At 72.5% G+C, this 23,821-nt stretch carries 19 protein-coding genes and 2 pseudogenes; 7 read left to right on the plus strand and 14 right to left on the minus strand.

The features are described 5' to 3' along the window. Positions 1-106 precede the first annotated feature (106 nt). Positions 107-508, plus strand: coding sequence for a Rid family hydrolase (locus ACFZDI_RS28310; RefSeq protein ID WP_391254154.1), 402 nt, complete (start codon positions 107-109; stop codon positions 506-508). 4 nt (positions 509-512) lie between these two features. Here ACFZDI_RS28310 and ACFZDI_RS28315 read toward each other — a convergent pair. The 3 genes and pseudogenes from ACFZDI_RS28315 to ACFZDI_RS28325 form a co-directional block, all read right to left on the minus strand. Then, positions 513-596: pseudogene (locus ACFZDI_RS28315) on the minus strand (Asp/Glu/hydantoin racemase); the annotation flags it as partial. A 36-nt stretch (positions 597-632) separates the two neighbouring features. Then, on the minus strand, positions 633-1,337 hold the full coding sequence (locus ACFZDI_RS28320; protein WP_234850573.1) for a uracil-DNA glycosylase: 705 nt from the start codon (positions 1,335-1,337) through the stop codon (positions 633-635). A gap of 53 nt (positions 1,338-1,390) precedes the next feature. Then, positions 1,391-2,233 carry a hypothetical protein gene (locus ACFZDI_RS28325; RefSeq protein ID WP_391254157.1) on the minus strand — a complete coding sequence of 281 codons (843 nt, stop codon included), beginning with the start codon at positions 2,231-2,233 and terminating at the stop codon, positions 1,391-1,393. A 129-nt stretch (positions 2,234-2,362) separates the two neighbouring features. Here ACFZDI_RS28325 and ACFZDI_RS28330 point away from each other — a divergent pair, with 129 nt between their 5' ends. Continuing rightward, entirely contained in the window at positions 2,363-2,980 is a 618-nt protein-coding gene (locus ACFZDI_RS28330) for an RNA-binding S4 domain-containing protein (RefSeq protein WP_234850575.1), read from the plus strand. A 145-nt stretch (positions 2,981-3,125) separates the two neighbouring features. Here the strand turns inward: ACFZDI_RS28330 and ACFZDI_RS28335 are convergent, their stop codons facing one another. Together ACFZDI_RS28335 and ACFZDI_RS28340 are read right to left on the minus strand one after the other, a co-directional pair. Further along, complete coding sequence (locus ACFZDI_RS28335) at positions 3,126-3,593, minus strand: DoxX family protein (protein ID WP_234850576.1); 468 nt, start codon at positions 3,591-3,593, stop codon at positions 3,126-3,128. A 145-nt stretch (positions 3,594-3,738) separates the two neighbouring features. After that, entirely contained in the window at positions 3,739-4,452 is a 714-nt protein-coding gene (locus tag ACFZDI_RS28340; RefSeq protein ID WP_391254160.1) for a methyltransferase domain-containing protein, read from the minus strand. Positions 4,453-4,777: 325 nt separating this feature from the next. Between ACFZDI_RS28340 and ACFZDI_RS28345 the strand changes: the two are divergent. Further along, positions 4,778-5,041, plus strand: a pseudogene (locus tag ACFZDI_RS28345) (DUF6343 family protein); the annotation flags it as partial. 161 nt (positions 5,042-5,202) lie between these two features. Here the strand turns inward: ACFZDI_RS28345 and ACFZDI_RS28350 are convergent. The 4 genes from ACFZDI_RS28350 to rpsA form a co-directional block, all read right to left on the minus strand. After that, positions 5,203-5,583, minus strand: coding sequence for a M48 family metallopeptidase (locus ACFZDI_RS28350; protein WP_104779441.1), 381 nt, complete (start codon positions 5,581-5,583; stop codon positions 5,203-5,205). A gap of 50 nt (positions 5,584-5,633) precedes the next feature. After that, positions 5,634-6,254, minus strand: a complete 621-nt coding sequence (gene coaE, locus ACFZDI_RS28355; protein WP_234850579.1) for a dephospho-CoA kinase — start codon at positions 6,252-6,254, stop codon at positions 5,634-5,636. 263 nt (positions 6,255-6,517) lie between these two features. Further along, entirely contained in the window at positions 6,518-7,456 is a 939-nt protein-coding gene (locus tag ACFZDI_RS28360; RefSeq protein WP_234850580.1) for a PAC2 family protein, read from the minus strand. A gap of 225 nt (positions 7,457-7,681) precedes the next feature. Then, complete coding sequence (gene rpsA, locus ACFZDI_RS28365; protein ID WP_033310631.1) at positions 7,682-9,175, minus strand: 30S ribosomal protein S1; 1,494 nt, start codon at positions 9,173-9,175, stop codon at positions 7,682-7,684. Between the two features lie 364 nt (positions 9,176-9,539). Here rpsA and ACFZDI_RS28370 point away from each other — a divergent pair, with 364 nt between their 5' ends. Both ACFZDI_RS28370 and hrpB read left to right on the plus strand, forming a co-directional pair. Continuing rightward, the gene (locus ACFZDI_RS28370; protein ID WP_391254521.1) at positions 9,540-10,352 is read left to right on the plus strand and encodes a methyltransferase domain-containing protein; all 813 of its coding nucleotides are present in this window, start codon (positions 9,540-9,542) and stop codon (positions 10,350-10,352) included. A gap of 46 nt (positions 10,353-10,398) precedes the next feature. After that, on the plus strand, positions 10,399-12,939 hold the full coding sequence (gene hrpB / locus ACFZDI_RS28375) for an ATP-dependent helicase HrpB (RefSeq protein ID WP_391254163.1): 2,541 nt from the start codon (positions 10,399-10,401) through the stop codon (positions 12,937-12,939). Between the two features lie 58 nt (positions 12,940-12,997). Here the strand turns inward: hrpB and ACFZDI_RS28380 are convergent, their stop codons facing one another. The 3 genes from ACFZDI_RS28380 to ACFZDI_RS28390 all read right to left on the minus strand — a co-directional run bounded on the left by ACFZDI_RS28380 (position 12,998) and on the right by ACFZDI_RS28390 (position 16,054). After that, positions 12,998-13,990, minus strand: coding sequence for a porin PorA family protein (locus ACFZDI_RS28380; RefSeq protein ID WP_391254164.1), 993 nt, complete (start codon positions 13,988-13,990; stop codon positions 12,998-13,000). 25 nt (positions 13,991-14,015) lie between these two features. Further along, on the minus strand, positions 14,016-14,150 hold the full coding sequence (locus tag ACFZDI_RS28385; protein WP_107426737.1) for an SPW_0924 family protein: 135 nt from the start codon (positions 14,148-14,150) through the stop codon (positions 14,016-14,018). 149 nt (positions 14,151-14,299) lie between these two features. Further along, entirely contained in the window at positions 14,300-16,054 is a 1,755-nt protein-coding gene (locus ACFZDI_RS28390; protein WP_391254166.1) for a lytic murein transglycosylase, read from the minus strand. Positions 16,055-16,396: 342 nt separating this feature from the next. Between ACFZDI_RS28390 and ACFZDI_RS28395 the strand changes: the two genes are divergently transcribed. Further along, on the plus strand, positions 16,397-17,254 hold the full coding sequence (locus ACFZDI_RS28395) for a DUF4184 family protein (protein WP_391254168.1): 858 nt from the start codon (positions 16,397-16,399) through the stop codon (positions 17,252-17,254). On the opposite strand, the gene ACFZDI_RS28400 is transcribed toward ACFZDI_RS28395, so the two are convergent. Then, positions 17,172-17,882 (minus strand): hypothetical protein, encoded by a 711-nt coding sequence (locus ACFZDI_RS28400; protein WP_391254170.1) that lies wholly within the window; start codon positions 17,880-17,882, stop codon positions 17,172-17,174. The genes ACFZDI_RS28395 and ACFZDI_RS28400 overlap by 83 nt on opposite strands. 365 nt (positions 17,883-18,247) lie before the next feature. After that, positions 18,248-20,974, minus strand: a complete 2,727-nt coding sequence (gene polA, locus ACFZDI_RS28405) for a DNA polymerase I (protein WP_391254172.1) — start codon at positions 20,972-20,974, stop codon at positions 18,248-18,250. Positions 20,975-21,509: 535 nt separating this feature from the next. Between polA and ACFZDI_RS28410 the strand changes: the two genes are divergently transcribed. Further along, complete coding sequence (locus ACFZDI_RS28410; protein ID WP_391254174.1) at positions 21,510-23,789, plus strand: FdhF/YdeP family oxidoreductase; 2,280 nt, start codon at positions 21,510-21,512, stop codon at positions 23,787-23,789. Positions 23,790-23,821 lie beyond the last annotated feature (32 nt).

A 23,821-nucleotide genomic window follows, 5' to 3' on the forward strand; every position in this document is an offset into this window, starting at 1 on the left:
GAGGACGGCGCTGTCGCCGGGTACCGAAATACGCGTGCGGGCACGGCCGCGGGGCCCGCATGATCAGGGGGTCGCCCAGCCGCCGCCCGCAGATCGGAGACCTCACGTGATCCGCCGCGTCACCGTCCCGAGCCTCTTCCCGCCGCCCTCCTACTCCCACGCGTCCGTGGTGGAAGCCGGCACACGGCTGGCGTTCCTCGCCGGGTCCGTACCGCTGGGCCCCGACGGCGGGCTCGTCGGCCCCGGAGATCCCGTGCGGCAGGCCGAGCAGGTCATCGCCAACCTGCGGGAGCAACTGGACGCAGTCGGCAGCGATCTGGCGCATGTCGTGGCGACCGACGTGTACGTGGTGAGCGGCGAGCCGGCCGTGCTGTCCGCCGTCTGGAGCGTGGTCGAGGCGTCCGGGCTCAGTGCGGGCCCGCACTCGTCGACGCTGATCGGCGTGGCGTGCCTCGGCTACACGGGACAGTTGGTGGAGATCACGGCGACAGCGGTGATTCCCGAGTAGGCGCCGGCCCCCAGGCGGGGGTCAGTCCGGTCACGGTGGTGCCCGGGCCTGCGGCGGCCCGGGCACCTCGTACGATCTCCTCGGTCATCTCCCGCGTGGTGTTGCAGTCGGTGACGACCGTTCTTCAGCCGCCCCGGGTGGGCAGCTGTGCCGCGTGCCCGGCCGTGCGCAGTACGTCGCGCAGCATCGCGGGGGTCAGGCGACCGGTGAAGGTGTTGCGCTGGCTGACGTGGAAGCAGCCGAACAGCTCCAGTCCGTCCAGCGGGACGCGCGCCCCGTGCGCGAAGGCGGGCCGCGGCCGGGGCACGGACCAGCCGGCCTCGGCGAACGCGGGCAGCGCGGCCTGCCAGCCGAAACCGCCGAGCACGACCACGGCCCGCAGCGTCGGGCGCAGCAGCCGCAGTTCCTGCACGAGCCAGGGGCGGCAGGTGTCCCGCTCCACGGGGGTGGGCTTGTTGGCGGGCGGGGCGCAGTGCACGGGCGAGGTGACGCGCACGCCCTTCAGCTCCAGACCGTCGTGAGCGTGCACGGCGGTCGGCTGCGTGGCGAGGCCCACGTCGTACAGCGCCTCGTAGAGCACGTCGCCGGAACGGTCGCCGGTGAACATCCGTCCGGTGCGGTTGCCGCCGTGCGCCGCCGGGGCGAGTCCGACGATCAGCAGCCGGGCGTCCGCCGGCCCGAACCCGGGCACGGGCCGGCCCCAGTACGTCCAGTCCGCGAAGGCGGCCCGCTTGACCCGGGCCGTCTCCTCACGCCAGGAGACCAGCCGCGGGCAGGCCCGGCAGTCCGCGATGCGCCGGTCGAGGAGGGGGAGACCGCTGGCGTCCATCACTCCACCGTAGAGGCGACGGGCACCATTCCCCTCACCGGGGGACAGAAGACTCAGGACGTCCCGGCGTGCGAACGCGAGGCGACGGTCTGGTCCGGCGCGGACCGGGCGCCGACGCGGCGCAGCCAGAGCAGGGCCCCGGTCAGCAGCACCGCACCGCTCACCAGCCAGGGCAGCGGCCCCGGCCGCATCGCCCCGACGACGAGGCCGGTGAGCGCGCCGGCCAGTTGCAGGGCGAGGGACTGCACGGACAGGGCGGTGGCGCGGCCCGCAGCCGTGACGCGGCGGTGCAGCCGACGAAGACGACCCTGACGGCGGCTCCCAGCAGCAGGGGAACGGACAGGGGCAGCACCACACCGTGCGTCGCTTCGCTCAGCCGGGCACCGAGGTCGGGCCCCAGAGAGAAGCCAGGGCAGGGCACCGCCGAGCAGCATGCCGGCCGCGAGGGCGGCGGACGTGGCCGACCCGCCCCGGGCCAAGCCCGTGCGCAGCTCGGCGTCCGGGCCGGAGCACGCCTGGACGGTGTCGACGTACCAGGCCTCGGCGGTGCCGCTGGACAGGGCCCGGCCCACGCCCATGAACACCAGGCCCGCGGTGAGCAGCCACGCGGTGGTGCCGAGGCCGACCAGAACGGCGGCGCCCACGTTGAGCACACCGGCCACGGCCAGTACCGGACGGCGCCCCAGGACGTCGGAGAGCCCTCCCGTGGGCAGCTCCAGCGCGGCGACGGTGAGCGACTGGGCGGCGAAGAGCCCCGCGATCGTGGCCAGGGACATGCCGCGTTCGCTGAGCAGCAGGACCATCGAGGCCAGGCCGAGCCCCGACGGCAGCCACAGGAGCGCGCAGACGGTCGCGTAACGTCGGCGAGCCGTCCGCGCCCCCGGCAGCTCGGTCATGAGACGCCCTGCCGGTCCGCGTCCCCACGGTCGTGCGGGGCGAGGGGCAGACCGGGAATTTGTTTTGCAGAGTGCTTCGAGGACGCGGTTCTGCCCGGTAGGGCTCCTGGGGCGACTAAGGTCGAGGGCATGGCTTCTCGAGGAGCGGAGTACGACAGCGCGGACGGGACCGAAGGACCGGCGGAGACCGCCGAAGCCGTCGGCACCGGTGCGGGCGCGGGCGTCGACGGGAAGGGCGAGGCGGAGCCCCTGGACCCGAAGGTCGCCGCGGCCGTCGCCGCTGCCGAGGCCGCGGGTCCGCAGGCCGGTGCGACCGTCCGCGTGGACAGCTGGATCTGGTCCGTACGCCTCGTCAAGACCCGGTCCATGGGAGCCACCGCCTGCCGGGGCGGCCACGTCCGCGTGAACGGCGAGCGTGTGAAGCCCGCACATGGCGTCCGCGTCGGTGACGAGGTACGCCTGCGGCACGAAGGCCGTGAACGGGTCGTCGTCGTCACGCGGTTGATCCGCAAGCGGGTCGGCGCCCCCGTCGCCACCCAGTGCTACGTCGACAACTCCCCGCCGCCCCCGCCCCGTGAGGCCGTCGCCCCCGCCGGCATCCGCGACCGCGGAGCGGGCCGCCCCACCAAGCGCGACCGCCGCGACATGGAACGCCTGCGCGGAGTGACGGGCCCGGGCAGCGTGTCCGGCCCCGGCCCGGTCCCCGGCAGGCCCTTCGGCGGAGGCGCGGGCAAGCCGCGACCCTGAGGTGATCCAGGCGTGCACGGCGCACAGGCCATCGCGAGGGACAGGGCACCGCGCACAGCCCGCTCGCACGCGGGGTGTCGCGACAAGGGCGGAGAGGCGCCCCCACCCTGAGGCCGGCCCGGACCGTGCTCCGGCCGGAGCCGGCTCACCCCTGACGCCGCAGCAGGGTGAGCAGATCAGCGTTGCGCCCCCGCCGCGCCCACGCGATGAGGGCGAGCGGCACGATCAGAATCAACGGCGTGGCCGCGTACTGCCCGTCGAAGACGGCTATCTGCACGATGAACGCGCCCACCATCAACGCGCCCAGCGCCATCGCCGCCACCGACTGGAGCACCGGGACCAACAGGGCGATCGCCCCGGCCAGTTCGAGCGCGCCGATGGTGTACATGCCCGCGCTCCCCCAGCCGAGCCGTTCGAACGACTCGGCAGCCGACTCGTGCCCGATCAGCTTGGGCAGGGCACTCGCGATCGCGTAGAAGAGGGCGAGCAGGATCTGCAGAGCGCGCAGGGCGATCCGCGCGCGCCGCCCACGGGCAGGAGCGGACTCGGCGATGACGACGCCGGACGGAGTGGAGTCGGCGGTAGCGGCTGCGGCTGCGGTGATCTCGGACATGAAGGTCTCCTGGTGCAAGCGATCGGCCGTGGTGTCGGAGAGGTAGACCGGCCCTCGCACCGGAACTCATCGCTGCGGAGGATGTGATGCAGAAAAGTTGCCCCCGGCCCATCCCCCCGGCGTGCAGCGCAGTTGGTCTCACGCATCAACTCCCCACGGGCACCTCCCCGTCGGCGGTCTGGGTCGTCGGGATCGCGCGGACCCATATCCGATCCTCTGTCAGGTAGCGGTCGACCTTCAGGCCCGCCTCCACCAGTGCCTCCTCGAACTGTTCCTGGGTCAGGGGGCGTGAACGGAACGTCTGGGTCCAGACCGCGTCCGGGAACTCGTACTCCGCTCGCACGGAGTTCACCCCGTCGCCGACCGGCTCCGACGACGTGATCCGGACGGTGAAGCCGCTGGGATCCTTCCGCTCGCGCGGTACGTTCGCGTGGTAGTCCTCGCCCTCTCGCTGGATCAGCACACAACCGCCCTCGGCGACATGCCGCACACAGGTGCGCAACAGGCCGCGCCGCACATCGGCATCCCCCGCGTGCACCAGGAAGGACGCCAGCATCACCACGTCGAACGTCTCTCCCAGATCCAGCTCCTCGATCGGGCCGCATATGGTCCGAGCGCCGCGTACGCGCTCCAGCATCGGCGCGGATTCGTCCACCGCCGTGACCGTGAATCCGCGCTCCAGCAGGGGGTGGGTCATGCGTCCGACGCCGCTGCCGAGCTCCAGAACGCTGGCGCCGGCGGGGACCGCTGCCGCGATGATCTCCGGCTCGTCCCCGACGGGCAGTCGGGCGTAGAGCTCCACCGCGCAGCCGTCCGGGGTGATGGCCCCCGGTCCCGTCCCCTCGTACCCCTCACGCATTTTCATCTCCATGCCCGCCCAACGGACGGCGTCCGGACGCCCGTTCCCACAGCCGCAGCCTTCACCCGACCGAGTGAATGAGGCAGAAATGGCCTGGAATGGAGAGGCCTAGGGGGGCGAGGGGGCGCAGGCGCGCAGGCGCGGGTCCGGCGTCGAGGGCACGGCGACTACAGCAGGGGGCACGCCTCGGGGGCTCGTCGGGTCCCGGGCAGCGTGTCGGCGTCCGGCAAATGTGTCAGCGTCCGGCCAGCGTGCGCGGCATCCCGTCCGCCTTGGTGCTGCCTCGCTGCGAAGAGTACGTTGCAGACAGGAGTGGTGATCGACCATGCGTACAGGCAGTGAACCGCGGACCGCGCGCAGTGCCCTGCGGGCCCGCTTCTGGCTGAGCCTCTGGGGGCTGGTCTGGGCGCTCTTCGGAACGGTGGCGTTCGCCCTGGTCGGGCGGAGCGGGTGGGCGATCGCCTGCGGGGTGCTGCTGCTGATCGTCACCGTCGACCTGGTCGTGGTCCTGCGGCACATCCGGCAGGGCCCGCACTTCCAGCCGGGCCCCGACATCCCGCCCTACCGGCCACTGGACGAACATCCACGAGGCGCACCACTCCGGCGGCCGCCGGACCGGCACTCACGAGGCGCACCACCTCACCGACCACCGCCGGACGACGGCGTGTAAGGCGCACACACCAGCTCACCGGCCGGAAAGCAGACCCCCGCCGATGAGGCGCACGGGCCCGGCGTCTCCCCCATCGAATCTCAGGAATCGAAGCGCGCGGCCTTGAGGAACTCCGGGTTCGGGTCGAGCGCGGCCGCCAGACGGAAATGGCGCTTCGCCTGGTCGGGTCGGCCCTGGCGCTCATACGTACGGGCGAGCGCGAAGTGCGCGAACGCGTTGTCCGGCTCCCGCTCCAGGACGATCTGGAACTCCAGCTCCGCCGGCCTCAGCTGCGCCGCGGCGAAGAAGGCACGCGCCCGCAACAGCCGCGCGGCGGTGTTCTCCGGGTGCGTGGCGATGACGCCGTCGAGCAGCTTCACCGCGCCCCTGGGATCCCGCGCGGCGAGGAGTTGCTCGGCGGCACGGAAGTCGATGACATGCGTCTCCGGGGTACGTCCGGTCGGACCGCTGGTCTCGGGCACGGCTGAGTCCTTCCCTCACTGCACCGGTTCAACGCCCCCGCGGGCTGCCGCTATTCCGCGGAGGCCGGCCGGGACGCCTGCGACCTGCGCACCAGCTCGGCCCACACGTCCTTCACGCGCTGCTCCAGCGTCTCCAGCGGGACGTCGTTGTCGATCACGATGTCGGCGATCTCGCGGCGCTGCTCGCGCGTCGCCTGGGCAGCCATCCGCGCGCGGGCGTCCTCCTCCGTCATGCCGCGCAGGCGTACGAGCCGGTCGAGCTGGGTCTCGGGGGCCGCGTCGACGACGATCACCAGGTCGTACAGCGGCGCCAGGCCGTTCTCCGTGAGGAGCGGGACGTCGTGGATGACGACCGCGTCCTCGGCTGCGGCCTCCTCCAGCTCGCGCGAGCGTGCGCCCACCAGGGGGTGCACAATCGAGTTCAGGACGGCGAGTCTCTCCGCGTCGGCGAAGACGATGGCGCCGAGGCGGGGCCGGTCCAGGCTGCCGTCGGCGGCGAGGATCTCCTCCCCGAAGGCCTCGACGACCGAGGCGAGCCCCGGCGTCCCCGGTGCGACGACGTCCCGCGCGATGCGGTCCGCATCGATCAGCACGGCCCCGCACGCGACGAGCAGCCGTGACACCTCGCTCTTGCCGGCACCGATCCCGCCGGTCAGGCCCACCTTCAGCATGGTCCGCAGCTTAGGCCCTGCCGGTGACAGACCCCTCGCCCGGGCCGGACCACGTCACCCGACCCGCGTCAGAGCTGGAGCCCGGGCCACGTCACCCGACCAGCACCAGAGCTCGAGCCCATGCCGCCTCGCCCGTTCAGCGCCAGAGCCGGAGCCCGGGCCGCCTCACCCGGCCCGCGCCCGAGGTCGAGCCCAGGCCTCTCACCCCGCCCAGGCCACCTCGCCCGACCCGCGCTCTTCCCCGGGCCCCTGGCCGGCCCCCCTCAGCTGTCGCCTTCTCGCTCCGCCAGGAACTTCTCGAATTCCTGGCCGATCTCGTCCGCCGACGGGATGTCCACCGGCTCGGCAAGCATGTTGCCCCGCGTCTCGGCGCCCGCGACGGCGTCGTACTGGTGCTCAAGGCCGTCGATGAGCGCGGTGAGGTCCTCGTCGCCCTCGCGGATCTGCCGGTCGATCTCCGTCTGTGTGCGGTGCGCGTCCGAGCGCAGGGCGTGGGCGATGCCGGGCAGGACCAGTCCGGTGGCCGCCGTGATGGCCTCCAGGACCGTCAGGGCCGCGTCCGGGTAGGGAGAGCGGGCGATGTAGTGCGGGACGTGGGCGGCGACGCCCAGGACGTCGTGTCCGGCCTGGAGCAGGCGGTACTCGATGAGGGACTCGGCGCTGCCGGGGACCTGGGCCTCCTCGAACGGGCTGCGGTGGCCCGGGACGAGGTCGGTGCGGTTGCCGTGCGGGGTGAGGCCGACGGGCCGGGTGTGCGGGACGCCCATGGGGATGCCGTGGAAGTTCACGGAGAGCCGGACTCCGAGCCGCTCCACGATCTGCTTCACGGCGGCGGCGAAGCGCTCCCACTCCACGTCCGGCTCGGGGCCGGACAGCAGCAGGAAGGGCGCGCCGGTGGCGTCCTGCACGAGCCGCACCTCGAGAGCGGGGTCCTCGTAGTCGCTCCAGCGGTCGCGCTTGAACGTCAGCAGCGGGCGGCGGGCGCGGTAGTCGACGAGCCGGTCGTGGTCGAAGCGGGCAACGACCTGGTGGGGCAGGGAGTCGAGCACCCGGTCGACGATCTGGTCGCCGGTCTCGCCCGCGTCGATGTATCCGTCGAAGTGGTAGAGCATGACAAGTCCGGCCGACTCCTGGGCGAGCGCCATGTCGACGACCGCCAGACCCTTCGGCTCCCAGGCGTACAAATCCTGCGGATCAAGCACAGTGACCGCTCCTCCTCGTGTTCACAGTCCACAACGCCGTTGCGGGCGCGGGCATTCCCGCAGGAGGAGAACTTCGATCTTGGCAGCGGACAACGCCCTTCAGAGGGCCCGGGAACTGCGCGACGAGCCCCCGCGGCCCGCAGCCGAACGATGGCCCGAAAACACCAAGGGGCCGCACCTCGAAAGGTACGGCCCCTCGATCAGGAGCTACAGCTCAGTGGGCGTTCAGCTCTGCCCACCGGCCAGCTTCTCGCGCAGCGCGGCAAGCGCCTCGTCCGAAGCCAGCGCGCCGGAGTTGTCCGGGCCCTCGGAGGAGTACGAACCGCCACCGGACGCGGCCGGAGCGGCGGCCTCGCCACCCTCGGCAGCGGCCTTCTCGTCCGCCTCGCGGGACTTGATGACCTGCGCCTGGTGCTGCTCGAAGCGCTGCTGCGCCTCGGCGTACTGGGTCTCCCACGCCTCGCGCTGGGTCTCGTAGCCCTCGAGCCAGTCGTTGGTCTCGGGGTCGAAGCCCTCGGGGTAGATGTAGTTGCCCTGGTCGTCGTAGGACGCGGCCATGCCGTACAGCGTCGGGTCGAACTCGACCGAGGCCGGGTCGGCACCGAAGGACTCGTTGGCCTGCTTCAGCGAGAGGCTGATGCGACGGCGCTCGAGGTCGATGTCGATGACCTTGACGAAGATCTCGTCGTTGACCTGGACGACCTGCTCCGGGATCTCCACGTGGCGCTCGGCCAGCTCGGAGATGTGGACCAGACCCTCGATGCCCTCGTCCACGCGGACGAACGCACCGAACGGAACCAGCTTCGTGACCTTGCCGGGCACGACCTGGCCGATCTGGTGGGTGCGGGCGAACTGCTGCCACGGGTCTTCCTGGGTCGCCTTCAGCGACAGGGAGACACGCTCGCGGTCCATGTCGACGTCGAGGACCTCGACGGTGACTTCCTGGCCGACCTCGACAACCTCGGAGGGGTGGTCAATGTGCTTCCAGGAGAGCTCGGAGACGTGGACCAGACCGTCGACGCCACCCAGGTCCACGAAGGCACCGAAGTTGACGATCGAGGAGACGACGCCGGAACGGACCTGACCCTTCTGGAGGGTGGTGAGGAACGTCTGACGGACCTCGGACTGGGTCTGCTCCAGCCAGGCACGACGGGACAGGACCACGTTGTTGCGGTTCTTGTCCAGCTCGATGATCTTGGCCTCGAGCTCCTTGCCCACGTAGGGCTGGAGGTCGCGGACGCGGCGCATCTCGACCAGGGAGGCCGGGAGGAAGCCACGGAGGCCGATGTCGAGGATGAGACCACCCTTGACGACCTCGATGACGGTACCGGTGACGATCCCGTCCTCTTCCTTGATCTTCTCGATGGTGCCCCAGGCACGCTCGTACTGGGCGCGCTTCTTCGAGAGGATCAGGCGGCCTTCCTTGTCCTCCTTCTGGAGGACGAGGGCCTCGATCTCGTCACCGACGGCGACGACCTCGTTGGGGTCGACGTCGTGCTTGATCGAGAGCTCGCGGCTCGGGATCACACCTTCGGTCTTGTAACCGATGTCGAGCAGGACCTCGTCCCGGTCGACCTTCACGATGACGCCGTCGACGATGTCGCCGTCGTTGAAGTACTTGATCGTCTCGTCGATCGCGGCGAGGAAGGCTTCCTCGTTACCGATGTCGTTGACCGCTACCTGCGGGGTGGTGGCGGTGGTCTCGGTGCTGCTCGTCATGTGGGAAAGGGCTCCGGTACGGACATTGAAGTCGTAGGTACTGCTACGCCGGGAGCCCGTTTCGCTCTGCAGAAGCCGGACAGCCAAGGAAGCGCCACTCCACAAAACGGTGGCGCCTCGACAACCGAGGGGACATACATACAGATGCGAGCGCAGCCTGCTATGTCTGAGGTGCGCAGGCCCGCAGCGCAACTTGTAGCATACGGGGGCAGCCGGGCAGGGTCAATGCGCGAAGCCGCCCACGCGGGGCGGATCGCCGCATAACCGGCACAAGTCCTGTCGTTCGAGGCCACACAGGCCGAACGACGCCCCCTTTTGTGCCACCGCCGGGCCGGCTGGACGGAAGAGTACGACGAGGGAGCCGATCATCCAAGAGTCCGAAGCGTCCGAACCCGAGGCCACCCGGCGCGATGCCGGAGCCACGGAGAGTTCCCGCGCCAATCGTGGCTGGTGGGACCGCAACGCGGACGAGTACCAGATCGAGCACGGCACGTTCCTCGGCGACGACCGCTTCGTGTGGGGCCCCGAGGGTCTGGACGAGGTGGAGGCCGAGCTGCTCGGTCCGCCGGAGGAACTGAAGGGCCGGAACGTCCTGGAGATCGGCGCCGGCGCCGCCCAGTGCTCGCGCTGGCTGACCGCCCAGGGCGCGCGCCCGGTCGCCCTGGACATCTCGCACCGGCAGCTCCAGCACGCCCTGCGCATCGGCGGGTCCTTCCCCCTGGTGTGCGCCGACGCGGGCGCCCTCCCCTTCGCGGACGGCTCGTTCGACCTGGCCTGCTCGGCGTACGGGGCGCTGCCCTTCGTCGCCGACCCGCGTCAGGTCCTGCGCGAGGTGCGCCGGGTGCTGCGGCCGGGCGGACGGCTCGTCTTCTCCGTGACGCACCCGATCCGCTGGGCCTTCCCGGACGAGCCCGGGCCGGAGGGCCTGTCGGTGTCGGGCTCCTACTTCGACCGCACTCCCTATGTCGAGCAGGACGACGAGGGCCGGGCGGTCTACGTCGAGCACCACCGCACGCTCGGCGACCGCGTCCGGGACGTCGTCGCGTCGGGCTTCCGGCTGGTCGACCTGGTGGAGCCGGAGTGGCCCGCCTGGAACACCTCCGAGTGGGGCGGCTGGTCGCCGCTGCGCGGGAACCTGATCCCGGGTACGGCGATCTTCGTCTGCGAGCGGGACTGACGCACGCGCGCGTGGCTCCCCGTGTCTGTCGTACGACACTGAGGGCGTGATCCGTTACGACGCCCTGGAGTCCCTGCCCGTCCGCGGTGCCCTGCCCGCCCTGACCGAGGCGCTGGAGGGGCACGGCACCGCCGTCCTCGTGGCGCCGCCCGGCACCGGCAAGACGACCCTGGTGCCGCTCGCGCTGGCGGGACTTCTCGGGGAGGGGCCCGGGCGGCGCGTGCTGGTGGCCGAGCCGCGGCGGATCGCGGCCCGGGCGGCGGCCCGGCGCATGGCGTGGCTGCTGGGTGAGAAGCCCGGCGAGAGCGTCGGTCACACCGTGCGCGGGGAACGGGTCGTCGGGCGGCACACGCGCGTGGAGGTCGTCACGACCGGTGTGCTGGTGCAGCGCCTGCAACGGGACCAGGAGCTGGCCGGTGTCGACGTGGTGCTGCTCGACGAGTGTCACGAGCGGCACCTGGACGCGGACACGGCGGCGGCGTTCCTGTGGGACGTACGGCAGACGCTGCGGCCCGATCTGCGGCTGGTGGCCGCCTCGGCGACGACCGACGCGCAGGGGTGGGCGGGGCTGCTGGGCGGGGCGCCGGTGGTCGAGGCGCAGGGGACCTCGCACCCGGTGGAGACCGTATGGGCGCCTCCGGCGCGGCCCGTGCGCCCGCCGCACGGGATGCGGGTCGACCCGGCGCTGCTGACGCACGTGGCGTCCGTGGTGCGGCGTGCGCTGGCGGAGCGGGACGGGGACGTGCTGTGTTTCCTGCCGGGGGTGGGCGAGATCGCCCGGGTCGCCGGGCAGCTCGGGGGGCTCGGGGACGTCGAGGTGCTCCAGGTGCACGGGAGGGCGCCGGCGGCCGTGCAGGACGCGGTGCTGGCGCCCGGGGATCGGCGGCGGGTCGTGCTGGCCACGTCCGTCGCGGAGTCGTCGTTGACGGTGCCCGGGGTGCGGGTGGTCGTGGATGCGGGACTGGCGCGCGAGCCGCGGGTGGACCACGCGCGCGCTTTGAGCGCGCTGACGACGGTCCGGGCGTCGCAGGCCGCCGGGCGGCAGCGGGCGGGGCGGGCCGGGCGTGAGGCTCCGGGTGCGGTGTACCGCTGCTGGGCGGAGGCCGAGGACGCGCGTCTGCCGCGGTATCCGTCGCCGGAGATCAAGGTGGCCGATCTGACGGCGTTCGCACTGCAGGTGGCGTGCTGGGGGGATCCGGACGCGTCCGGGCTGGCGCTGCTGGACGGGCCGCCGGGCGGGGCCATGGCGGCGGCGCGTGAGGTCCTGGCGGCGGTGGGAGCGGTCGACTCCGCCGGGCGGGCCACGGAGCGGGGAGTCGTCCTGGGGCGGGTGGGTGTGCATCCGCGGCTGGGGCGGGCCCTGGTGGATTCCGTGCCGCTGATGGGGGCAGAGCGGGCCGCGGAGATCGTCGCCCTGTTGAGTGAGGAGGCTCCGCGGGAGTACGGCGACGATCTGGCGGGTGCGTTGCGTCGTGCTCGGCGTGGGGGTGACGCCTACGCATCGCGGTGGCGCGGTGAGGTCCGGCGGCTGCGGGCCGCCGTGGGGGAGATGTCCCATCCACCCGCCGGTACCCGGCATCCGGAGGCCGGGCCGGAGGTACTCGGGACACCCTCCGAGGATCGCCAAGCGGGCCTCGTCGCCGCTCTCGCCTTTCCCGAGCGGGTCGCCAGGGCCGATGGCGGTTCGCACCTGATGGTGTCCGGGACACGGGCGGAGGTCGGCGCGGGGAGTGCGCTGCGGGGCGCGGAGTGGGTGGCCGTCGCCGTGGCGGACCGGCCCGTCGGCAGGGGGCACGCGCGCGTGCAGGCGGGGGCGGTCGTGGACGAGGACGTGGCCCGGTTCGCCGCGGGAGCCCTGCTGGAGGAGCGGGACGAGGTGTGTTGGGACGGCGGGGACGTCGTGGCGCGGCGGGTGGAGCGGCTGGGGGCCGTGGAGCTCGCGGTGCGGGCGCTCAAGGACGCCGATCCGGGCCTGGTGCGCGCCGCGCTGCTCGACGGGCTGCGGCGGGAGGGGTTCGGGCTGCTGCGGTGGCCGGCCGAGGCCGCTGTCCTGCGGCAGCGGCTCGCGTTCCTGCGGCTGCATCTGGGTGAGCCCTGGCCGGACGTGTCCGACGAGGCGCTGCACGCGCGCGTGGAGGAGTGGCTGGAGCCGGAGCTCGGCCGGGCCAGGCGGCGGGCCGATCTGGCGCGGATCGACGCCGGGGAGGCGCTCGGCCGGCTGCTGCCCTGGGCGTCCGGTCAGGCGGGGCGGCTCGACGAACTCGCCCCGGAGCGGTTGACGGTGCCGAGCGGGTCGCGGGTCCGGATCGACTACTCCCGCCCCGAACAGCCCGTGCTGGCGGTGAAGTTGCAGGAGATGTTCGGGCTGCAGGAGTCGCCCCGGGTCGCCGGGGTGCCGCTGCTGGTGCATCTGCTGTCCCCGGCCGGGCGGCCGGCCGCCGTCACCGCCGACCTCGCCTCGTTCTGGCGGGACGGCTACAAAGGGGTGCGGGCGGAGCTGCGCGGGCGGTATCCGAAGCACCCCTGGCCCGAGGACCCCGCGGGTGCCGAGCCGACGCGGCACACCAACGCGCGGCTCAGGCGCTGACCTACGCGCGGTCCAGGCGCTGACCTACGCGCGGCTCAGGCGGTGACCGACGTCCGGCTCAGGCGCTGACCGACGACGGTTCCTCGGCCGCCGTGCGGGCCGGCCCCGAGGGGCGGCGGGCCCGGGCCTCCAGGTACAGCGCGAGGGCCAGCAGGAGGACGCCGAGGGCCAGGAAGCCCCAGGGCAAGTAGGACGTCATCAGCAGGACGAGCAGCCGCTGGGACTTCACCAGGTCGACCGTGTGCGTGAGGTAGTCCTCGCGCATCTTCACGTGGCCCGCGAAGGCGGTCACCTTGTCGCGGTCGCCGAGGAGGGTGCCGCCCCGCAGTTCCTCCTTGTGGATCTCCTCGCCGTACACGGGGGCACCGGTGAGGGGTTCGACCCAGAACTTGCGGACCGTGGTGTACCAGCGGGTCGTGCCGGTCTGCGCCACCGCCTCGGGGGTGAGGCCCTCGACGGGCAGGGTCTTGGGGATCTTCACCTTGGTCCACGGGATGGTCTGCTCGAAGTAGTAGACCTCCAGGCCGCGGAAGTCACGGGTGCCCTCGTAGGTGATGGGCGCGGTGACGCGGGCCTGGGCGTCGAAGTACTCGTAGTCCCGTTTCTCGGTCAGGAACGGCCACTTGAACTCGATGCCCCGGCGGCGCACCGGGTCGCCGTCGACCATCTCGCCGGTGGTGTGGACGGGCTCCTGGGTGTGGGCGTCGAAGATGTAGCGCTCGGGGATCTTGGAGACCATCTTGCCGTCGGGGCCGACGACGTAGGACAGGCCGTCCCAGACGACCACGTCCCGGCCCGCCGTCTCCTCGATCCGCTCGGAGGCCTCCACATCGCCCTTGAGGGTCTGGACGATGGTGACCTTGGAGACCTTCTCGGCCTTCATCGTGGCGTAGTCGAGGAGGGTGGCGTCGTTCGCCTCCAGGACCATGTCCTGGTACTGGTTCGCGGGGACCTTGGCGAGGCGCGGGAAGGCGTACCAGCGCAGCAGCGGGGACAGGGCCGCGAAGAACACGGCGAGGGCGAGCAGGACCAGGCCGGCCTTGCGGCGCATCTCGGCCTCCCTCCCGGGCGGGCGGTCAGGGGTGTGCGGGCACGGTCGTCAGCAGCGGCTTCGGCGATGTCCCGCCCGAGGGGGAGCCGAGGGCCGTCAGCGTCAGGACCACGGCGAACGCGAGGGCGAGACCGGTGGCGGCGGCGATGAGGGCGCGCATACGGAGCCTCCCCATGGGGCGCGACGGCCAGAACTGATACTCCGTCAGCTTTCTCGGCACCGTAGCAACGCGCGGCGGAGATGAGAACACGTTGCACACACAACGACGCCCCTCCTTATAAGAGGGGCGTCGTGTGTCGTACCTGAGAGCTACGCGCTCGGGCTGTCTGACGGGCTCGGCGAGGACGTCTCGGCCGCGGCCACGGTCAGTTCGACGGTGAGCGTCGCCCCACCCGCGGTGGTGATGCGGAGCAGGAACGTGCCGGTCGTGTCGTCGGCGTACAGCTTGGGCAGCTTCAGCAGGCCCTTGGCGTCCGTCTTGAGGCCCGTGAGGGTACGGACGGTCCTGCCGTCGGCGTCCTTGAAGTAGGGGCCCTTGTCGGTGGCGGTCGGGTCGTCCGCCGATTTGATCAGCGTGGCGGTGGCCGCGACGCCGTCGGCGACTGCGCCCTTGTACGTGGCCTTCACCTCGACCTGGTTCGCGAACGTGCCGCCCGGGGCGCAGGTCAGCGCGGCGTCACCGGTGCGGGCGAGGGCGTCGGCGGCGCGCTCGGTGACCGTGGCCTTGTAGTCGAGACCCGGGACGGCACGGCCCACCACGGTGGCGCGGACGGTGACGGTCCCGGTCTTCTCCCCTGCCTGCAGCGCGGGCGCCACGGCCACGCCGGAGCTGTTGGTGGCGACCGTGGCCACGTCCTCGCCACCGGTGAAGGTGGTGTCCGTGTCGCCGACGATGGTGAAGCGGACCCTGACCTTGGCGACGGCCTTGCCGGCCTCCGTCTCGGCGCGGGTGCTGATCCGCCGGTCGAACGCGTCGCCGGCCATGGCGGTGAGCTTCGCGGTGCCGGCGTCCTCCAGGTGGTCCACCGTGTCGGTGGGGGTGGGAGGTGTGCTGGGCGGCGTGGACGGCGTGGTGGGCGGCGTCGAGGGCGCCGTGCCGCCGCCGGGCCTCTGCGGTGTCCCGGGCTTCTCGGGCTTGGATCCGGGCTTCTCGGGCTTGGGCCCGGGCTTGGGCGTCGAGCCGGCCGGGGTCGTCGCGCCCGGGACGGTGGGCGTCGGGCTCGTGCCCGCGCCGTCGTCGCTGCGGTTGTCGGGCAGCGTGCCGGTGCCGTCCGGGACCTCGTGCGCGCCCTTGCGGTAGTAGTCCAGCCACCTCATGACGAGGTTCAGGTACTCCCGCGAGTTGTTGTAGCTGAGGATCGCCCGGTCCAGCTCGCTCTGCTGGGACAGGTCCCAGTTGTTGCGGCACAGGTAGTGGCCGGCGGCGAGCGCGGCGTCGTAGATGTTGTTGGGGTCCTTCTTGCCGTCGTCGTTGCCGTCGCGGCCGGCCCAGGCCCAGGTGGACGGGATGAACTGCATGGGGCCGACGGCCTGGTCGTAGGAGCTGTTGCCGTCGTACGCGCCGTCGTCGGTGTCCTTGATGAGGGCGAAGCCGTTGCCGTCGAGCTGCGGGCCCAGGATCGGCTTGAGGGTGGTGCCCTCGGCGTTGACGCGGCCGCCGCGGGCCTGCCCGGACTCCACCCGGCCGATGGCTGCGAGGAGTTGCCAGGGCAGGTTGCAGCCGGGCTTGGACTCGCGCAGCGAGGCCTCGGCCTTCTTGTAGGCGTCGAGGACGGTCGCGGGGATGCCGGATTCCGTGGCGCCCGTGCCGCCGGGCCCGGGGCCCGTGGACGGAGACGGGTTCGGGCTCTTCAGCGGCGGCAGGTCCGTGTAGTAGGGCGAGTTGCCGGTGGCACTGTCGTCGGAGGCACTCACATCGGGTGAGGGGGTGGCGTCGGCGGCGGTCTGTCTGCCGTGGTCGTTCACGCCCGGAGCCTGGGAGGCGGACAGGGCCGCGACCGCCACCGCGGCCACGGCGGTCGTCGCCGCCCCCTTGCGCAGCCTCCTGCCGAATTGCGCCGCCATAGAGTGAACCCCTCCCGTGGACGCCCGAGCGTCCGGTCTTCGTCTGCAGTGTTCGCCCTGTTGTGACGATCCAACCGCCCGAGGGGTTGCCCTCCGACGGCCACAACTCTGTTCTCTTGCGTGGTCTGCTCTTCGCCGCGGTCACGCGTTCGACGCGTTCCCCGCGCGACGACTCTGGCGACCCTACGACAACTTCTTTTGCCCGGGCACCCGTTCGTGACCGTTTTTCACCAGTTGGCCATCTGCGCCGGTGAAGCCGGCCGGCCGGGCGGCATCCCGCATACTGGGCCACTGACCGCCGGGCACCCCGCCCTGGTGCAACGACCGCCGCGAGGAGCCGAGTTGCCGTTCACCCTGAGCCATGCGGCAGCCGTACTGCCCGCCGTCCGCACCGACGGCACCGGCCGGGGTCCCCTGGTCCCCGCCGTCCTCGTGGCGGGTTCCTTCGCCCCCGACATGACCTACTACGCGGCAAGTGTCCTGTCCGCGGCGATGGAGTTCGGCGATGTCACGCACGGGTTCCCGGGTGTGTTCACGGTCGACGTGCTCATCGCCTGGGTGCTGGTGGGGTGGTGGCTGCTGATGCGTGAACCGCTCGTCGCGTTGCTGCCGCGGGCCCGGCAGGGGCGGGTGGCTGCCCTGCTGCGGTGCGGGGCGCCCCGCGCGCGGGTGCGGCCCGCGCTGGTGGCGCGGTGGTACGTGTCAGCCGTGGTCGGTGCGGCGACCCATGTGGTGTGGGACGCGTTCACCCATCTCGACCGGTGGGGGATGCGGCTGTTTCCGGTGCTGGGCCGGGAGGTGGCGGGCTCACCGCTGTACTGGTACCTGCAGTACGGCGGTTCGGCGGTGGCCGCGGTCGTGATCGCGGTGTTCGTGACGCACGCGCTGCGGCGGGCGCCCAGGATCGAGCCGGTGGGGGTTCCCGTGCTGGCGGTACGGGACCGGTGGGCGGGCGCTGCCGTGATCTGCGGCTTCGCGCTGGTGGGAGCGGTGCAGCGGGCGTCGCGGTGGTGGGCGTACTGGGGCTCCGCCGCGAAGCCGTGGGAGATCATTCCGACGGTGTGCTTCGGGGCGGGCGCGGGCCTCGTCCCGGCGCTGCTGCTCTACGCCGTGGTGGTCAGGGTGCGGCGTCCGGTTCCGGCCCCCACCGGTCCTGTCCGCGCCACCGATGCGGAGCCGAGTCGTCCGGCCGCTCGCTGACGAAGCCGTCGGTCGTCGTGATGTACACGGTGATGGTGGTGCGCGCCGGGCGGGGGCGCGGGAGCAGGGTGAGGACGAGGGCCAGGTAGTCACGGGCGAGCCGGGCCCAGGGGCGGGAGGGTTTGCCCGGGGGTTCGGGTGTGCGGCGAAGCCGGGCCGCGGCGGGGGCGGCCGGGTCGGTACGGGGTGGCGTGGCGTTGGTGCCGACGAGGCCGGTCAGAACGGCCAACACCTCGGTGCCGCCGAGGGCGGCCACGATGTCGGCTCCGAAGAGACCGGTCAGGACGGCCAAGGCGTCAGTACGGTCCAGACCTTCGAGGGCAGCCGCAGCGTCGGCCCCGGCAAGGCCGGTCAGGGCCGCCAGCGCGTCGGCAGCGGCGATGGCAGCGGGGGCCGGGCCGCCCGCCCCGGGCAGGGCCGCCGTCACGGCAGGGTCGTCGGTGCCGACGGGTCCGGTGAGCCGCCGTCCGGCGGTGGCCAGGCGCTGTCGGAGGTCCGCCGTCGCGTGGCGCAGGGCCGAGGAGAAGGTGACGGGAACGCGAACCGTGCTCGCGGCGGCCTCGAACGCCGGTAGCGGCGGCAGAGCCACGCCGGTGCCCGTGCGGCTGAGGAACGTGCGTATACCCATGCCCCGCATCCTTGCGAGCACCGTGGGCGCAGGCGTCTTCTCGGGGGCCACGCGAGTGACAGTCGGTGGGGCCGGGGCGGGGCGGGTGACCTGGCGGGCCAATGCACCGGCCGGGGCGTGACCCCTGGGCGCGGACCGGGCAGGCCAATGCACCGGCTGGGGCGAGACCCCCGGGGGCGGCCCGGGCAGGACCGCGGCGCCCCGAGGCCAAGGCGGGCAGGTGACCGGGCAGGCCAATGCACCGGCCGGCGCGAGACCCCTGGGCGCGGACCGGGCAGAACTGCGGGGTCCCTGCCGAGGCGGGACCCGGGCCGAGGGGGAACACCCCGCCCACCCGGGTCGCCGCGCCCGATCCGCCCGGCGGGCTAGTGCGCTGCCGACTCCCAGTCCGGGCCCGAGCCCACCGAGACGCCCAAGGGGACGCGGAGGTCGACGGCGTTCGCCATCTCCCTGCGGACCAGTTCCTCGGCGGCGGACCGCTCCCCGGGGGCGATCTCCAGCACGATTTCGTCGTGGACCTGGAGGAGCATGCGGGAGGCGAGCCCGGCGTCCCTCAGGGCGTCGTCGACCTTCAGCATGGCGATCTTGACGATGTCGGCCGCGGTGCCCTGGATGGGCGCGTTGAGGGCCATCCGCTCAGCGGCCTCGCGGCGCTGGCGGTTGTCGCTGTTCAGGTCGGGGAGGTAGCGGCGGCGACCGAAGAGCGTCGCCGTGTAGCCCGTCGCCCGGGCCTCGTCGACCGCCCGGCGCAGATAGTCCCGTACGCCGCCGAACCGCTCGAAGTACGCGTCCATCAGGGCGCGGGCCTCCGCCGCCTCGATGTTCAGCTGCTGGGAGAGGCCGAACGCGGACAGTCCGTAGGCCAGGCCGTACGACATGGCCTTGATCTTGCGGCGCATCTCGGCGTCCACCGCGTCCGGCTCGACGGCGAAGACCTGGGAGGCGGCCGTGGTGTGCAGGTCCTCGCCGGAGGTGAACGCCTCGATGAGGCCCTCGTCCTCGGAGAGGTGCGCCATCACCCGCAGCTCGATCTGGCTGTAGTCGGCCGTCATGAGGGACTCGAAGCCCTCGCCGACGACGAAGCCGCGGCGGATGGCACGGCCCTCGTCGGTGCGGACCGGGATGTTCTGCAGGTTGGGGTCGGTCGAGGAGAGGCGACCGGTGGCGGCGACGGTCTGGTTGAACGTGGTGTGGATGCGGCCGTCCGCGGCGATCGTCTTGATCAGGCCCTCGACGGTGACGCGCAGCTTGGCCTGCTCGCGGTGACGGAGCATGATCACCGGCAGTTCGTTGTCCGTCTGCGTGGCGAGCCAGGCGAGGGCGTCGGCGTCCGTGGTGTAGCCGGTCTTGGTGCGCTTGGTCTTGGGCAGCGCCAGCTCACCGAAGAGAACCTCCTGGAGCTGCTTGGGCGAGCCCAGGTTGAACTCGTGCCCGGCTGCCGCATGGGCCTCCTTGACCGCCTGCTGGACCGCGCCGGCGAACATCTGCTCCATGGCCTCCAGGTGGGACCGGTCGGCCGCGATGCCGTGCCGCTCCATCCGGGCGAGCAGGGCGGACGTGGGCAGCTCCATGTCGCGCAGCAGGTCGGCGGCGCCGACCTCCTCCAGGCGGCTCTCGAAGGCCTGCCCCAGGTCGAGGACGGCCCGGGCCTGGATCATCAGGGCCTCGGCCTCGGCGCCCTCGTCCGCGCCGAAGGCGAGCTGGCCGTCGGCCGCGGCGGCGGGGGTCAGCTCGCGGTGCAGGTACTCCAGGGACAGCGCGTCCAGGTCGAAGGAGCGGCGGCCCGGCTTGACCAGGTACGCGGCCAGGGCCGTGTCCATGGTGACGCCCTCGACGCTCCAGCCGTGCTCGGCGAAGACGCGCATGGCGCCCTTGGCGTTGTGGAAGATCTTGGGCCGCGCGGCGTCGGCGAGCCAGGCCGCGAAGGCCTGCTCGTCGGCCTCGTCGAGCTCGGCGGGGTCGAACCAGGCGGCGGGGCCCTCCGGCGCGGCGAGGGCGACCTCGGCGACCGAGCCGGTGCCGAGCGCCCAGGTGTCGACCGTGGCGATGCCGAGGGGCTGTGTGCCGTGCTCGGTGAGCCAGGCGGACAGCTCGCCGGTGCCGAGCACCGTGCCGTCCAGCTCCACGCCCTCGGCGCTGACCGGGGTGGTCTCGGCCTCCTCGGCGCCCGGGTCGACGGCGAAGAGCCGCTCGCGCAGCGACGGGTTTCGAATCTCCAGGGTGTCCAGGATCATCGCGACGGCCTTGCGGTCGTAGGCCGCCCGCTCCAGGTCGGTGACCCCCTTGGGCAGCTCCACCTGCCGCTCCAGCTCGGTGAGCCGGCGGTTGAGCTTGACGGACTCCAGGTGGTCGCGCAGGTTCTGGCCGGCCTTGCCCTTGACCTCCTCCACGCGCTCGACGAGCTCCGCGAACGAGCCGAACTGGTTGATCCACTTCGCGGCGGTCTTCTCACCGACGCCGGGGATGCCGGGGAGGTTGTCGGAGGGGTCGCCGCGCAGGGCCGCGAAGTCGGGGTACTGCGCGGGCGTCAATCCGTACTTCTCGAATACCTTCTCCGGGGTGAAGCGGGTCAGCTCGGAGACGCCCTTGGTCGGGTACAGCACCGTGGTGTGCTCGCTGACCAGCTGGAAGGAGTCCCGGTCGCCGGTGACGATCAGCACCTCGAAGCCCTCGGCCTCGGCCTGGGTGGCGAGCGTGGCGATGACGTCGTCGGCCTCGAAGCCGTCCACCGCGAAGCGCTGGGCGCCCATCGCGTCCAGGAGCTCGCCGATCAGCTCGACCTGGCCCTTGAACTCGTCCGGGGTCTTGGAGCGGTTCGCCTTGTACTCCGTGAACTCCTGGGACCGCCAGGTCTTGCGGGAGACGTCGAAGGCGACCGCGAAGTGCGTGGGCGCCTCGTCGCGCAGCGTGTTGGCCAGCATCGACGCGAAGCCGTAGATCGCGTTCGTCGGCTGGCCCGTCGCGGTGGTGAAGTTCTCCGCGGGCAGCGCGAAGAACGCGCGGTAGGCCAGCGAGTGCCCGTCCATGAGCATCAGTCGCGGCCGGCTGCCGCCGGAGGTCTGGTCGGTCGTCTTCGATGCTGTCTCTGCCACGCCCCCGATCCTGCCACGCCCCACTGACACTCGACTCCGCCCCCGGCGGGTGCCGGGGGCGGGCGGGCCCGGCCGACGCCACCGCCGGACCCCACGCACCCGCCGCGCACACCGGCCGCCAACACCGTCGGACCCCACGCCCGCCCTGCGCACCCGTGCCGACGCCACCGCCGGACCCCACGCACCCGCCGCGCACACCGGCCGCCAACACCGTCGGACCCCACGCCCGCCCTGCGCACCCGTGCCGACGCCACCGCCGGACCCCGCGTACCCGCCGCGCACACCGGCCGCCCACACCGTCGGACCCCACGCCCGCCCTGCGCACACCGGCCGACCCCACCGCACAGCGCACACGTGGCGCCGATCCCACGCCCCACCGGCACACCCCGGCACCGGACACGGCTCGCCCCCGCGCCGTCCCGCCCTCCCCCGCCCCGACCCGGCTCGGCCCAGCCCAGCCCAGCCGCCTTGCTGTCACCCCCGCGTGCGAGGATTCGGAGGCCTACCTGACAGCGCAGTCGAAGGGGAGTGTGCGATGGCGTCGAAGCCGCCCAAGAGCGATCCGGTCCAGGACGCGCCGCAGGTCGCCGAGCCGAAGCACGCGGCCGCGGGGCTCCCGGCGATCGGGCACACACTGCGGATCGCACAGCGGCAGATGGGCGTGAAGCGCACCGCGCTGACGCTGCTGAGCGTGAACCAGAAGGACGGCTTCGACTGCCCCGGCTGCGCCTGGCCCGAGCCGGAGCACCGGCACAAGGCGGAGTTCTGCGAGAACGGCGCGAAGGCCGTGGCCGAGGAGGCCACCCTGCGCAGGGTCACCCCCGAGTTCTTCGCCGCGCACCCGGTCGCCGACCTGGCCGGCCGCAGCGGCTACTGGCTGGGACAGCAGGGCCGGCTCACCCACCCCATGTACCTCCCCGAGGGGGGCACGCACTACGAGCCGGTCACCTGGGAGCGCGCCTTCGACATCATCGGCGAGGAGATCGCCGCGCTCTCCTCGCCCGACGAGGCCGTGTTCTACACCTCCGGCCGCACCAGCAACGAGGCCGCGTTCCTCTACCAGCTGTTCGCGCGCGAGCTCGGCACGAACAACCTGCCCGACTGCTCGAACATGTGCCACGAGTCGTCCGGTTCGGCCCTGTCGGAGACGATCGGCATCGGCAAGGGCAGCGTCCTGCTGGAGGACCTGTACCAGGCCGACCTGATCATCGTCGCCGGGCAGAACCCGGGGACGAACCACCCGCGCATGCTGTCCGCGCTGGAGAAGGCGAAGGACAACGGCGCGAGGATCATCAGCGTCAACCCGCTGCCGGAGGCGGGCCTGGAGCGTTTCAAGAACCCGCAGACCCCGCAGGGCATGGTCAAGGGCGCGGCGCTCACCGACCTGTTCCTGCAGATCCGCATCGGCGGCGACCAGGCGCTGTTCCGGCTGCTGAACAAGCTGATCCTGGAGACGGACGGGGCGGTCGACGAGGCGTTCGTCCGGGAGCACACGCACGGCTACGAGGAGTTCGCCGAGGCCGCCCGCGCCGCCGACTGGGACGAGACGCTCACGGCGACCGGCCTGGCCCGGGAGGACGTCGAGAAGGCCCTGCGGATGGTCCTGGCCTCCGAGCGCACCATCGTGTGCTGGGCAATGGGCCTCACCCAGCACAAGCACTCCGTCCCCACGATCCGGGAGGTCGTCAACTTCCTTCTGCTGCGCGGCAACATCGGCCGCCCGGGCGCCGGTGTGTGCCCGGTGCGCGGGCACTCGAACGTGCAGGGCGACCGCACCATGGGCATCTTCGAGCGGCCCGCCCCGGCGTTCCTGGACGCTCTGGAGAAGGAGTTCGGCTTCGCGCCCCCGCGCGAGCACGGCTATGACGTCGTACGCGCCATCCGCGCCCTGCGCGACGGTGAGGCGAAGGTCTTCTTCGCGATGGGCGGCAACTTCGTCTCGGCGTCCCCCGACACGGACGTCACCGAGGCGGCCATGCGGCGGGCCCGGCTGACGGTGCACGTGTCGACGAAGCTGAACCGCTCGCACACGGTCACGGGCGCGCGTGCCCTGATCCTCCCCACGCTCGGCCGCACCGAGCGCGATCTGCAGGGCGGCGGCGAGCAGTTCGTGACGGTCGAGGACTCGATGGGCATGGTGCACGCCTCCCGGGGCCGGCTGGAGCCCGCGAGCCGGCACCTGCTGTCGGAGCCGGCCATCGTCAGCCGTCTGGCCCGCCGCGTGCTCGGGGAGAACAGCCGCACGCCCTGGGAGGAGTTCGAGAAGGACTACGCGACGATCCGGGACCGTATCGCGCGTGTGGTCCCGGGCTTCCACGACTTCAACGCCCGCGTGGCCCGCCCCGGGGGCTTCGCCCTCCCGCACGCCCCGCGCGACGAGCGCCGCTTCCCCACGGCCACCGGCAAGGCCAACTTCACCGCCGCGCCCGTGGAGTATCCGCGGCTGCCCGAGGGCCGCCTGCTGTTGCAGACGCTGCGCTCGCACGACCAGTACAACACCACGATCTACGGCCTCGACGACCGCTACCGCGGCATCCGCAACGGACGCCGGGTGGTGCTGGTCCACCCCGAGGACGCCCGGGCCCTGAAGGTGGCGGACGGGTCGTACGTCGACCTGGTCGGCGAGTGGAAGGACGGCGTGGAGCGCCGGGCCCCCGGTTTCCGCGTCGTGCACTACCCGACGGCCCGGGGCTGCGCGGCCGCGTACTACCCGGAGACCAACGTCCTGGTGCCGCTGGACGCCACGGCGGACACCAGTAACACCCCGGCCAGCAAGTCCGTGGTGGTGCGTCTGGAACAATCGGCGACCGACTGAGCGTTCGCTCAGTGACAGAGCAGCCGAGTGAC

The organism is Streptomyces sp. NPDC007907 (assembly GCF_042959365.1).
Taxonomy (GTDB): Bacteria; Actinomycetota; Actinomycetes; order Streptomycetales; family Streptomycetaceae; genus Streptomyces; species Streptomyces indiaensis.